Raw genomic sequence first — 12564 nt, 5'->3', positions numbered from 1 at the left:
GAATAAGTTTGAAAGTCAGGATAGGAATGGCCCTATCCTGATGTGTTGGTAAGGGAGCTAGCGATGGGGCAGTTAGGAATTCAACAGTCCTTTCAGCGCATTAACAAACTTGTATTCGTTTTGAGCATCTAGATTAATGCTCCACACCATGGCACCGCCGAATTGTGGATTGGCACAAATCGTTTCGTATTGATCGTGAATAAGCTGGTAGATATTATTAGGGACATCAGGAGCGGTAAATATACTTGTTCCCGCGGCTTGTCTATCTGCAGGCTCTCCAATGGCAATCTTGGTTTCGGTAGGAATATTTTTTGTTAGGTTCGTAAAGCTATTGGAAATAAATTCAACATCCGTTTCATTCGTATCGTTAATTACAGGCCACTGATTGTTATAGGCCTGAATAAACAGGTAGTCAAAGCGATTATTGCGAACAGCTTGGTCATACATACGGCAATTACCCGCTGAAACCAATATGAGGTCAGTCTCATGTGCGCCCTGATTGAGCTGTGGCGCTGCGGTAATAACCAGTGATGGTTCTACGTTTTTGAGGGCTTGGCATAATTCATCCAGGTACTCGCCGTCACCGTCTATTTCAAGATCGAAGTCGATCCCGGTAAAGCCATATTCATTGAGGAAACTAACGATATTCTTTGCAAGCTCGTTCGAGGGTGTTTTTCCGGGATTATAGGTGTTATTCGCACCGCCGACCGATAGCAGAATTTGCTTCGCCCCTTTTCTCTTGGCGTTACTGATGTCTTCTTTCAGTAATTCTGGTGTATGTGACGCAGCAAAAAAGCCATCATAAATACCGATGTTTGAACCGTCAATTTCTCCAAAAGCCAACACGATGGCATTGTAGCCACTCTCTGCTGCCTGAGTGAAAGTGACATTTGAAGACCAGCTCTGTAGGTAGCCAACCATAAGTGAGTTATTCATAACTAATCCTTATTATGTGTATCAACCTAACCAATTCAGTGAGCGTCGGTTTTTCCCTACCTATTGGAAGCGCTCACAACTGTATCTATCAAGCTAGTAAAAATGCATGAGAGCACCAAACGGCATATTGTCTGTTATTGAGTTGCAACCTGTTGCATTTGGTGTTTGTGATTTAGGCATGGTTCATTCATCCTAGCTTGCGGTATTTCTGCAATTAATTAAAAACCTGAGTGCTTGGATACCAATGCGACCAAACCATCCAGAAGACGCCGTTATGCATTGGTAGTTGGTTTAACTGGCCAATTTCAGTTGTGCCTCTGAAGTCGATTGACTCGAAATCAGCCAGAGTGTTGTTAAGAGCACCATCAAAAAGATTAACGATATCGTGTTTTTCATCGTAAACCAGCACCAGAGGCTGGCCTTCTAGCTCAAATCTATAGATTGGGTTTTTCTGAGCAAAGGCGCGGGTAAATGCCGCTTGAGTGTTGCCAAGATCAAATCCCCATACCTGCTCTTTGGGAGGCAGGCGATTATCATCCATGTCCAGCGTCGGAAATATGGCTCCATGCTCATTGCTAAACTGCTTTTCCATCGGCCCTTCGAACAAGGCGAGCAGTAGTGAGTCGACGACTCGATTAAACTCGTAAATAAACACCGTGGCTTGCGGATACAGTTCTTTAAAACTTTTCCACGTTGTCATCGTATTAGGGTGAGACACCACCTCGGCTTCGGAAAACTCAGGCGTACGTGTTATTTGCTGAATAAGTTCACCTGAGTTGCGATCAACCATCACTAGGTTGTTGTGAGTTTGGATCAGGATCCCTAAATCGGACTGACCAAAACCGATATCCTGCTCAATGACTACGGGCAGATTGCTGAGAGCACAGAATGTCATGACGACATCTTTTCCACCAATGTTGTCGCCGGCAATATGTGGTACTTCAAGGTGCTCTCGTGGATAGCCCCGTACTTCACCGTTGATCTCTACTGCATAGATAACGTCGTTGTCACTTAAGATCTTGTCAGCCTCTGTGATTGAGACGTAGTCGGCATCGTATTGATATGAGGGGAAAAATGCTGTTAGTAAGAAGTTGGCGGCAATGATGCAAATAATGACCCCGATGCTGGCAAGGCTCATCCAGAATTTAGACCAGATCGAGAGGATGATATGCAAATACCAGAGGTAGGCAAGTAGGCAAAAGTTTATGGCAATGAAAAACCACCGGTATTGAAAATACGTTATCACCCAACTGCGAGGTAGATTCAGGCTCTGCCCGGGCTCTGTCATTAATACGGCAGAGAAGATTGAAAATGCTGCTGTGACGACAGCAACCACTAAGAATAAAAGCTTTTGTGTTGATGTGGTTTCTCTCATATTACTTTTCTCGCTTGTCACGTTAACTTAATGGGGGCAAAGCCGCTTAAGCGTAGCATGTAAATCTGAGCGAATGATTTGCAGTTATGAGGTTGGTGAATAGTTTATTTGTTGGGGGAATTTTTGAGATTATTCAAATTGGAGTGTGCTCATTTAGCGATGGTTTTTTTAACGTTCGCTTTTTGCGGCGCTGATTACTGTTCGCAAAATTAATATTCTTATGGTTTTACAGAAAGGGGAGGATGACCTAAATTTTGAACAAACAATCAACCAAGAATTATCGATGCGATATTATAGTTTTCTTGTGCTCTGCGCTGCGGTCGTACCATCAGTCTATGCCATTGAACCTATTCCCAAGGAAAGCGGATTCAGTGGTTTTATCAATCTTGGAGCCGGTGTAACCAGTGTTGAATCCAATACTCTCGCCAAGTTCGGTAGTGTCGAACTTGGTGATAATACAATCGATTCGCTCTCACAGTCGCCAGATAGTGAAACTGCAGGTCTGCCGGTAATCGGTCTGGAAGTCGCCTATACCTTCGCCAGCACCCGTACCCAAATATTTCTTGGTAACCAGCTGGAAGATTACATTCGTTTTGATTTTTCCACCCGTGCCGGTATCCGGCAGGAAATAGGGAAGGCCGGCGTTATCGGCGCCAGCTTCTTGCAAACCCCGCTTGCGACTGAGGTATGGGAAGACCCATTTGTCATTGGTACTGGACGTTCAAAAACCGATAGAACTAGCAACGGCTATCGACTCATCTGGGATCAAGTATATGGAACAGCGCTAGAGCTACGTTACTCTGCGCGTGAGGTTGATATTGACAGCGAACGTAGTGGTGAAGCGTTGGCGTTGTCCGCATCTGATCGCGACCTGTTAGATCGTAACGGTGACAGTAATCGTTTCTCTGCAGAGTACACTTTCAAACGAGATGGATTGAAACACCTTATTACCCCCGCCATCGCCTACCTTGATGAAGACCGTAACGGTGGTGCAACTGCCTATGATGGTTTGTCTTTCAGTGTGAATTATATCTATTTGATGAATAATCGCTGGCGGTTTGTTACCAATGCCTCTTTTGCAAATCTGGGTTACGACGAGGCTAATCCAGTATTTGGTACCAAAGCTGACAGCGAGCGGTACGGTATCAGTTTTACCGCGTTTTATGCCCAACCGTTTGGTTGGAAGGGCTGGCTGGCCAATGCCGGTGCTGTCTGGTTTGAAGAGGATAGCGATATTGATTTTTACGATGCATCAGTAGGACTGATCAACGCCGGGATGCTTTATCGTTTTTGATGACTTAGTTTTGGATTAAATAGGCTTTTACTCATCAGGGTGTAACGGGGAGTTTATTGCTTGGAAAAGTAAATATCCCCGTAATAAACTACCGCGCTACGTTGGCTGTTATCTGTATCTGTCATGATGGCAACGTCATCAATGAAACGGTATGCCTGTTCGTTTTTCTGGTCACTGCCTCTCCCCGAACAGTTCGATTAAATCCTAATAGGCATTACGTTTCTCGTTGCCCAGTTTTTCGTGGCATCAGTTCGCCCTGCTTAGTTTACTCGTTCAGCTTGGATAGGGTATTTTCGATACGCCATGACCAGTTCAGATAGGGTGTGAACATACATCTTCCTTATTCCTGGATATTTTGGGTTTCAACGAGTGTGACTTGTCTGTCAAAGTAAACTTTCATTAAAATAGTTTTTTTCTTCTGTGATTCGTGTCTCTCTTGCACATACTTCCCTAATTGCTGATTCCACAATATCAATTCCTTTTTTGAACGCGCAACTTGTGATTTTCCCGTAATTTCCCCATTGACACAATTTATGCCTTAAAACATTCCGCGTCATTTAGTTGTAATATTGCCTTCACCATACTTGCTGACAATGTCTCTTAGACGGTTTGAGGTATATTGACCCTTACGTTTGATCTCTTTTGAAAATGTATTATTCGACCAATAATGCTCGATGGCCGCTTTAGCAGTAACAAATGCCAGATTATTACCTCTAAAGGTGCCGTTATGCTCTCCTGGTTTCCACAGATATAATTCTGGTTTCATCAGCACAACAGCAAACGGTAAGCCGTAACCACCCAAAGATTTAGATAAGGTAATAATGTCAGGTTCGATTCCAACCTCTTCAAAACTGAAATAATCGCCAGTGCGGCTACAACCTGCTTTGATATCGTCAAAAATCAATAAAACCCCGTGTTTTTGCAAATAGCCTGAAGGTTGCGTAACCATACAAAACTGGCTGTGTAATGCCGTTTTCACCCTCAGGGCGGGATCATATACAGTTAATTAGCTGAACTTTTTAAGTGTTTTTGCGATCTGATCAAACCGATTTAGTATTATGGAACTACTTATGTCGATGTTATTTCTCTTGTTCTATCTGCCATATATTCTGGTTCTGAAGGATGATGAGACATTGAAAAATTTGGAGAATTAAAGCTTGACAGGCTACGCTAACATCATCAATTCAAGCATGGGCTCCCAAGACGTCCCCAGTTTGCGATAGAGCCAAGTTGATTGGGTATAGTTGTTTTTAGAGCTCTATTTTCACTATTTCCCGATGCACAGTTTTTTATCGTATTTTTCTTTAAAATTTTTAGTTCTGTCTTAGCGAATTGATCGCTTTCGTCAAATTAAATCTTGTATATCATTGAAAAGATTGCGTTTTTATTCGTTTTCTATTTGACGTGAATTTCTATTTGCTGATTTGTAAATACATATTCTACTGAATGTCCTTCAAGTTTATTGTTTCAGACAATTGACCTTTGCAGCTTTGCTCTCACCCCCAACTGAAACAAACAAAACTGTTACTAATCAAAAGTATAGAGTCTCTACATGGTAAGTTAGACTATTAAGAACACTCAACTTGAAAATACAGATCAAATGAATAATATGATCATCCGATTATCTGCAGTATGAAATAATTGGAAATGTATGATTGGTTGAGCATGTTTATATAGTGTAAGAGAATCATTTGGAATGACAAATAATAGTGAGGATATGTCGTAATGCTGAGAAAAATGACAGGTATAATTTTATTATTGATAGTTAGCTTTAATTCTTTTTCTAAGGAAGGTTTAGAGAGTATTGGTATCCCTTTTACACAAGATAACTATTTTTCTAAAGGTGTTTATAAAGATGATCTAAAAGTAATAAAGTTGTTCTTGGATGCAGGCATTGATATAGAAACAACAGATGACAAAGGTTATACTGCACTTCAAACTGCGGCTTATTATGGTTCCTCTCAGACTATAAAAATGCTAGTTAATGATTACTCTGCGGATGTTAATAGGAAGAATAATGGTGAGGATTCTTTAGCTATATTTCTCAGGAAAAATATTAGTAATTTTCCTTTGATCAAAGAGGTTGTTCCTATGTTAATTAAGAATGGAGCAACAATGGATGTTTATAATAGTTTAAATAAAAACTCATTCATTCTTAAGACATATCTCGGTTATTATCGTAAGAAACCAATGAATCAAGAGGAACTTAATCTGATTGAGTTTATGTTTAATCATGGTTACGATATTAATAGTGAAGCGGCAAATAATAATCAGGCCAGTTTTTTGTCAATGGCGGCATATTCTACTGATTTAAAATTGATGAGTTTGATTCTTAACTACGATGTTGATGTTGCAAAAAAAGATAGAGATGGAATGACAGCTCTACATTATTTATATAAATATTATAACAACGGAATAAATAAATGTTTCGGAGACTGTAGCGAACATTATAAAAAGGAGGCGATTGCCCTCATTGATAGAAATGATCTGTTTAGAAAAGTTGTTAGAAAAATTGTGTTGAGAGGAGGAAGTTTTGCTTCACAGAACAATAATGGTGAAACACCTTTGGGGATTATGAATGCAGTAAGTCTTGTTAATAATTGGGTGGAAGTTGTTGTAGGAACAGCTTTAGAGTATGGCGCAAATATAGATGAGGCTAATAAAGAAGGGGAATATGCCCTGTATAAAATTCTCTATAAAAGGAGAGATTTGGATTATATCAAGCCAACAATATCTTATCTATTGAGAAAAGGTGCAAACCCTCTTTTATTCGTCGATTTTAAATTCAAAGGTAAAGCTTATAACTCCATCGATGCTTTCTGTTTAAATATGAATAGTTTGAGATGGTCAGAGAGAGACACTCACCCAGAAATATGTAGCCCTAGAAATGTCGATAATTTCAAAAGATATTATATGGGATTATTGTAATAAGTTAATCTTTTGACAAAATGAATGGTATGGGAAATGTCTAATGTCTAATATTAGCAAACGTCTTTATTGCTTGATGTTTGGGGGGAGGGAAATAGTAAATTGTTTTTCATTTTATTATTGGCTTTGCTGTATCGAGTGTGGGGCTATATATTGATAAGGTTGGATTCTAGGGTTTGTCGCAAACTGATATGCCCAGCCCTCTCCAAAGTCTTTAGTTGAAGACACGCGCTCCCGCATCAATCAGCGTCATAATTTGGTCGATGTGTTGTTTTTAATTTTATCTGCCATCGCCAGTGGGCAGGATGCCTGGCCTCACACCGCTGGTTGCAAGTGAGGGTTACGCGGTTTGTGATACCTTTTTTATCCGAAACACCTGAGTTAGAGGATAAGACCTAACGTGGTTTTGTCCTTTTTCTTGCCAGTCCCTACAGCTTATCTAAGTCTTTAGCCTGCTTTTTCGCCAGCCGCCAGAATAATGTTGTTGCCACGGACTGATTGTATCAGATCCTTATGCTTGAATTGCACTTTGACAGCACGGTTGTTTTTAGTGATTACTCGGGGGTTACTTTGGCTCGGGGATGTCAGTAAAAGCATTTTCATTTGTCACCATTTTGCTCTTGAAGCGGCATGGCCTTTATCCAAGAGGCTATTTCGTCTATCTCGGTTTGGTTGCCATTTAGTAACCTCATCAACAATCCGCCCAACATCAAGGCAACTGCCTGCTTGGCATGGGGACCACCCACTATGTTCTGCATTTCATGTAAATATTGATTATTGGCTTTCGCCATCAAAGGATCGCCGGCGATATCTTTCGCTTCTTTGCCCCGAAAATAATCCAGCAGTAATGACATCTCTCCTTGAAATCGACTGTCTAGCGTAGCCAATAATGCTGTAATTGCCTCATCTTTCGTCGCAGGAACAGTCTCATCAGACACACCATATAAACCATCCGGTTGAGTTATCACCTCAGTACATGCAGCAAAAAGTTCTTGCTTGCTCGGAAAATAGTGATAAAGCGCACTTTTTGACACTCCGATAGCATCAGCAATACCGCGCATGCCCAAGCCGTTATAGCCATGCTCAATAAACACATCCACAGCTTTAGTGGCCAATTTCAGACGATAAGTTTCATGATCAATGATTTTTGGCATACATCTCTTCCTGTTTCAGTCCAGTTGGACAATAAACGATTAGGCCTGCATATAGCAAGGTAATTAACCAGTCAGGGTTACCGAGGCAGAAACAACCGAAGGAGCTCATGTCATTCCTCTTGAATGAAGATATCGATGCCCTGACAAAGGTAAAGCCTAAGTGGATTTTGGGTTTTTCAGATGTGAGTACCATAACGGCTGTTCTATCCAGCAAGTTAGGTTGGGCAACGGCGCATTGTTCAAACCTGATGGACTTAACAAGCAATGCCCAATATCGCCGAGGATCCATAAGCGATACTGCAGCCGGAGATACCCACCCATTAGATTCTGGCGACTATTTTATGTAGTAGTTCAATTATCAGCTCCTGTTCTTCTGGCTTCAGGGAACAGAGTAACTCTTGAGTGACTGCCACAGGGATAGGAAGCAGGGTTTTCCTCAGTTTGTGTCCTTCTTCTGTGAGGAAGATGCGAAATGAACGGCGGCTATTAGGATCGGCTCGTCTTTCTACTAGCCCCAGTTTTTCAAGCTTGTCGAGTGTTCGGGTTGTTGTGGAATTCTCAACCTTTGATTTCGCCGCAATGTCTCGTTGTGTGACACCTTCCTCTTCCCATAAGCACATCATAGTTGGCCATAGCGCGATGGTAAGGCCCTGCTTTTTCAATTCGTTATCGAATTTTTTTGCAGCATGATGTGCAATTACATTTATCATCCAGCCAAAACTTCTTTGTCTGTCAAACTTAACGGCCATGGTGCTTCTCTTAAGCTAAAACAATGATTGCCACCGTCACTAATATTGCGGTAGCAAATACGGTGATAGCTCGAAATTGAGAGACAAAATACAGTTCCCCAGTTTCAGCCATCTTGCTCTGAATACCTGTTAGCATCGCCATTACCAGAGGCTTTGAGCGTAGCTTGTATATAACAATCGCACCAACGTGGGTCAAGATCAGCAACGGCAGAGCTCGTGCCAGAATATAGTGCATACTTTCAAGTGCAGAGAATACCGCATCGGTCAGCCAGTACTCCATGTATGGAATATTGTCGAGTAGCCCTGCCAGCGCAAGACCTGAAAAACACTGGAGAAACAGCGTAAATATCATTGTCACTACCATCCAGCCACCAGCTGGATTATGCCCCGGTTTTTCTGGCTCTTTTCCTGCCAGATATCGTAGTACTGTAATAGGGCTGCGTAGGAACTGACTAAAACGACTGGTCTGGCTGCCCACTAGTCCCCATAGAATCCGCCAGAGAGTCAGCGTAAACAGCGCCAGGCCTAGCTGAACATGAGGCCCATTACCGGAAAAGCCTGAGGCAATAAGAGCAATAAAGAGCACGGCTTGAAGCCAGTGATATAACCGTGTTGCCAGATCCCAAACTTTCATAACTATCTCCAGAATGATGTTCCTTACATATGATGGAGTATAATTTACACAACAACTGTTGCGTGCGCAACAGTTGTTGTGTAAATTGTCGGCAGAGGAAGTAAGTCGTCAGAACTCAACCTTAGGAGATCAGGTAATGAAAAAGACACTATTGAGCTGTCTTGTGCTTTTGCCACTGGTAGCGAAAGCCGATGACTTTAATGCTGAGATTCAGCAGCGTCAGGAAGCATTTTCGTCAATCGAAACCATAGTTGAACAAGCTGAAAGTATGATTGATGGAGAAGATACCGATTGGGAAGAACTGTCTGAATTAAGCAACAAGCTTTCGCAGAACAGTACGGCTTTGTTCACTCTGTTTCCTGAAGGAAGCCAGAAAGACAGCAAAGCAAAAGAAAGTGTCTGGAAAAAGTCAGAGAAATTTAACGCTTTATTAAGTCAGATGGATTCAGGTTTCGAACAGTTGAACAGGGCCAGTCGCGAACAGAACGTTGATTTGGCTGAAGCTGGATTGGAATCTGCTCAGGGCACCTGCCGTAGCTGCCATCGTTCCTATCGTTCACGATGGTAGGCCGGGAGATGATGATGAAGAATAAACATATTTGGAGCGATTTATTGTTCCAACTGGGGATGATCTTTTATGTCGGCGGTATTTTGTCCCACATTGTTATCGGTGCGGTATTAGGTAATGAACCTGAAGCAATGTATTACATGGCGGTTTATAAAGAAAAGAGCGCTTATATCCTAATTTTGCCGGGTCTGGTGATGAAAGTAATCGCGACGGTTGTTCACTCGTTTGATTATTTGATCAAACCGGCATGGCTCAAGCTCAACTACTTGTGTATGGCATTTCTGACGGTTAATGCTGTGGTGTTTTTGGTACCCATGATGCCTGAGGTGACTCAACTGGCTCGAGAAAATCTGATTCTTGGTGTTATTTCACCAGCCTATAAGGATACGGTTACAACTGAGATGTGGATTGGGATTTCAAATGTTATCCCACTGATCACAATGGTGGTGCTGAGTACCATTGGTCCGAAAATTAATAAGTAATATAACGAACTTCAAAAGGAAATATAATGAAAAATAAATATAATATGATTCTTGCTGGTATTGCTTTTCTTTTTTCAGGTACTGTCTTTGCTGCTGATTTCGGTGTTGAACTGGCATGGAATACCGACAATGTGAAGGAAGTGATGGATACGATGTCGGAACAAAGAGCCGCTTTTAGCAAACTGGTTGAAAATGGCGAAATCAAAGATATGTTTGTCGCCGACAGTAACATTGATGGCAAACCGATCAAGCTGCTTCGATTTGTTATTGAAGCTGACAGTAAGCAAGAAGTGAATGAGAAGCTAGCTAACTTGCCGCTATACCAAAAAGAGTTGGTTAAAATCAATAATGTGCGTCCACTAGGCTCAAAGTGGCTGGATAATACTCCAGTGTATAATAACTATGGTGTTATCTTTACCTGGAAAAATCAGATTGAACCACTTGAAATTGACCGAGTGTTGGGAATTGATCTGCAGCGTGTTATCAGTCTCAACCAAGCAGGGTTAGTGACTTCTTCTTATCTTGATAGTCAGACCTTGGCCAATGGTACGGTGAGGCCTATATATTCGGTTTCTTTCCTGGCAAAAAATGCTCAGCATGCACGTGAGTTAAGTAAGCAATTTGAGGCTGTAAACCTTGGTTACGCAACTGTTGAAGTTCAATATCTTGGACATAAGCTGGAAATTGCCAGATAAACAGCCATAACCACGGCAACTCGTTCCACGGGGAGTTAGCCAATATTGGCTAACTCCTGCTGCAATCGCATTTTCTATTTTATCTATTATTCAATTTATGAGAAGCCTACTTGCTCGCCAGGAAGGTATTAGCCTGCTGGAGTTGTGGTCGGTCGGCCTCTTCGGCTTCCGCAATATCAACCAGCATTTGATAATACAGCTTAGCCTTGGCTTTATCTCCGGCGAGCTCTGCTGATTTTGCGGCGCCATACAGGCTGTTAAAACGGTTCTTACTGCGGTTCAGAGCTGCTTCATACTGAACCGTTGCCTGCTGGTATTTTTCCATTTCCAGCAGCATGTCGCTCAGTAATTCTCGGGCCGGCAAAATCTCCCCTGGTGTCACTGGGTGTTTCTCTGTGGTTGCCTCCAAGTCGGCCGCACTTTGCATTGTCAGTAGTGCCTGATTATGTTCGCCTTGGTTGAACTGTAGCCATGCCAAAGCAGACAAACGTTGGATTTCAACTTGCTTAGCCCAATATGTCGAACTCTTTTCAGTTTGTGTTTTTAGCTCGCCCAGTTTTGCGATCGCTTTCTCCGCCTTTTGCTTATCGCCTGTTTGAGCGGCACCAAGGGCAATCGCAAAATGGGTAACTGCTTCCATGGCTGGGAATTTATCCCACGGATAACTGTCTGGCTTTCTAGGCTCAAGGTTGGCGGCTTCCGCCCATTGCTGCCGTTCTAGTACATAACGGGCTGGAACTGCAGCCAATGTATAGGCTGAGGCTGCATGTGGCTGAAGTGGGTCGCTAAGTGCAAGTGTTTCTTCGACCACTGCCAGTGCTTTCTTATCCTGGGCTTTTTGAAGGTAAGAATAGGTTAGGTAATCCAGCGCATGAAGATAGTGCAGCGAGACCTTGTTGCCTGCCGGGTGTTGCTTGGCCGCTTCTGCAGAACGTATGTTCATGGTAATGGACTCATCCCATAGGCCTAGTCGGGTAAATATATGAGTCGGCATATGGAGTGCATGGGGGATTGATGGCGCTATCTCGCCGTAGCTGCGTGCGACATCAAGCGCTTTCTCAGCCAGCTCCGGATAGTCATAGGCATGGATAATATAGTGATGTCCCCCGGGATGTGTCGGGATCTTCGTCAAAACGGTAGCTGCGGTTTCTCCTGCTTTTCTCTGGTTTCTATAGCTTTTATCTGCTGGTGACGCGGTACCCAGCAGCGACAATGCATAGAAGGCTGTTGCTTCCGGATCGGAAGGAAATGCATCGTGTACTTTAGCCCAGCCTTGCTCGAAGGCTACCAGATTGTCGGTTTCTTTTTCTTTGCGTCCTTGGGCGTAGTAGTTATCGATCGCTTTGATATAAGCAAGTTCTCGTTTGGTTTTCGTCCCTTTGACTTTGGCCTTTTCAATCATGGTCAGGCCTTTGGCAAAGTTTTCTTCGTTAGGCGGATCTGACCAAAGCGGGTGGACGATGGACATCGCGACTCCCCAGTAGGCCATGGCACAGTCAGGCTCTTTCTCAATGACAGCCTCAAAGGTTGCTCTGGCCTTCACATAAGTCATGTGGTGGAGCAAGGCTAGGCCTTGATCCAGCATGGGCTGGCTTTTTTCATTGCAAGAGGTTGGGAATTCTACTTTGCCTAGTCTGCTTTGGTCGGTATCTTGGGTCGCTGCATGAATGCTCTGGCTAAGTAAAGTAGGATAGGAAAAGATGGCCGCCACCAATAGCCAGCCATGCCTACTATTTGTTTTCATATTCT

General features: G+C 42.7%; 14 protein-coding genes and 1 pseudogene. 6 read left to right on the top strand and 9 right to left on the bottom strand.

Features of this window, described 5'->3' with window-relative positions:
• Window positions 1–72: 72 nt before the first annotated feature.
• Entirely contained in the window at window positions 73–936 is an 864-nt protein-coding gene (locus tag EDI28_RS06425; protein WP_128783036.1) for a glycosyl hydrolase family 18 protein, read from the bottom strand.
• A gap of 214 nt (window positions 937–1150) precedes the next feature.
• Window positions 1151–2311 carry a DUF3179 domain-containing (seleno)protein gene (locus EDI28_RS06420; RefSeq protein ID WP_128783035.1) on the bottom strand — a complete coding sequence of 387 codons (1161 nt, stop codon included), beginning with the start codon at window positions 2309–2311 and terminating at the stop codon, window positions 1151–1153.
• A gap of 283 nt (window positions 2312–2594) precedes the next feature.
• Between EDI28_RS06420 and EDI28_RS06415 the strand changes: the two genes are divergently transcribed.
• The gene (locus EDI28_RS06415) at window positions 2595–3605 is read left to right on the top strand and encodes a DUF2860 domain-containing protein (RefSeq protein ID WP_128783034.1); all 1011 of its coding nucleotides are present in this window, start codon (window positions 2595–2597) and stop codon (window positions 3603–3605) included.
• A gap of 53 nt (window positions 3606–3658) precedes the next feature.
• Here EDI28_RS06415 and EDI28_RS27630 read toward each other — a convergent pair whose 3' ends face one another.
• Window positions 3659–3730: a hypothetical protein gene (locus EDI28_RS27630; protein ID WP_128783522.1), complete on the bottom strand. Its 72-nt coding sequence runs from the start codon at window positions 3728–3730 to the stop codon at window positions 3659–3661.
• A 494-nt stretch (window positions 3731–4224) separates the two neighbouring features.
• Window positions 4225–4565: pseudogene (locus tag EDI28_RS06405) on the bottom strand (aminotransferase class III-fold pyridoxal phosphate-dependent enzyme); the annotation flags it as partial.
• Between the two features lie 765 nt (window positions 4566–5330).
• Here EDI28_RS06405 and EDI28_RS06400 point away from each other — a divergent pair.
• On the top strand, window positions 5331–6533 hold the full coding sequence (locus EDI28_RS06400) for an ankyrin repeat domain-containing protein (protein WP_128783033.1): 1203 nt from the start codon (window positions 5331–5333) through the stop codon (window positions 6531–6533).
• 447 nt (window positions 6534–6980) lie between these two features.
• Here EDI28_RS06400 and EDI28_RS26875 read toward each other — a convergent pair whose 3' ends face one another.
• Both EDI28_RS26875 and EDI28_RS06395 read right to left on the bottom strand, forming a co-directional pair.
• Window positions 6981–7136: a hypothetical protein gene (locus tag EDI28_RS26875; protein WP_164918485.1), complete on the bottom strand. Its 156-nt coding sequence runs from the start codon at window positions 7134–7136 to the stop codon at window positions 6981–6983.
• The gene (locus EDI28_RS06395; RefSeq protein ID WP_128783032.1) at window positions 7133–7687 is read right to left on the bottom strand and encodes a TetR/AcrR family transcriptional regulator; all 555 of its coding nucleotides are present in this window, start codon (window positions 7685–7687) and stop codon (window positions 7133–7135) included. The genes EDI28_RS26875 and EDI28_RS06395 overlap by 4 nt, the downstream gene beginning before the upstream one ends.
• Window positions 7688–7794: 107 nt before the next feature.
• Between EDI28_RS06395 and EDI28_RS06390 the strand changes: the two genes are divergently transcribed.
• Entirely contained in the window at window positions 7795–8034 is a 240-nt protein-coding gene (locus EDI28_RS06390; protein ID WP_128783031.1) for an LD-carboxypeptidase, read from the top strand.
• Here EDI28_RS06390 and EDI28_RS06385 read toward each other — a convergent pair.
• Together EDI28_RS06385 and EDI28_RS06380 are read right to left on the bottom strand one after the other, a co-directional pair.
• Window positions 8008–8436 carry a MarR family winged helix-turn-helix transcriptional regulator gene (locus tag EDI28_RS06385; protein ID WP_128783030.1) on the bottom strand — a complete coding sequence of 143 codons (429 nt, stop codon included), beginning with the start codon at window positions 8434–8436 and terminating at the stop codon, window positions 8008–8010. The genes EDI28_RS06390 and EDI28_RS06385 overlap by 27 nt on opposite strands.
• 10 nt (window positions 8437–8446) lie before the next feature.
• Window positions 8447–9070: a cytochrome b/b6 domain-containing protein gene (locus EDI28_RS06380; RefSeq protein WP_128783029.1), complete on the bottom strand. Its 624-nt coding sequence runs from the start codon at window positions 9068–9070 to the stop codon at window positions 8447–8449.
• A 136-nt stretch (window positions 9071–9206) separates the two neighbouring features.
• On the opposite strand from EDI28_RS06380, the gene EDI28_RS06375 reads away from it, so the two are divergent.
• Genes EDI28_RS06375 through EDI28_RS06365 form a run of 3 tightly spaced genes read left to right on the top strand, consistent with a single transcriptional unit; the run spans window position 9207 to window position 10815 of the window.
• Window positions 9207–9638, top strand: coding sequence for a c-type cytochrome (locus tag EDI28_RS06375; protein WP_128783028.1), 432 nt, complete (start codon window positions 9207–9209; stop codon window positions 9636–9638).
• Between the two features lie 14 nt (window positions 9639–9652).
• Complete coding sequence (locus tag EDI28_RS06370) at window positions 9653–10120, top strand: enoyl-CoA hydratase (protein ID WP_128783027.1); 468 nt, start codon at window positions 9653–9655, stop codon at window positions 10118–10120.
• A gap of 26 nt (window positions 10121–10146) precedes the next feature.
• Window positions 10147–10815 (top strand): hypothetical protein, encoded by a 669-nt coding sequence (locus tag EDI28_RS06365; protein WP_233353298.1) that lies wholly within the window; start codon window positions 10147–10149, stop codon window positions 10813–10815.
• A 106-nt stretch (window positions 10816–10921) separates the two neighbouring features.
• Here EDI28_RS06365 and EDI28_RS06360 read toward each other — a convergent pair whose 3' ends face one another.
• Window positions 10922–12559: a tetratricopeptide repeat protein gene (locus tag EDI28_RS06360; RefSeq protein ID WP_199287382.1), complete on the bottom strand. Its 1638-nt coding sequence runs from the start codon at window positions 12557–12559 to the stop codon at window positions 10922–10924.
• Window positions 12560–12564 lie beyond the last annotated feature (5 nt).

The organism is Photobacterium chitinilyticum (genome assembly GCF_004104355.1).
Taxonomy (GTDB): Bacteria; Pseudomonadota; Gammaproteobacteria; order Enterobacterales; family Vibrionaceae; genus Photobacterium; species Photobacterium chitinilyticum.
The sequence above is the reverse complement of the archived record's forward strand: the minus strand, read 5'-3'. Positions and strand labels throughout refer to the sequence as shown.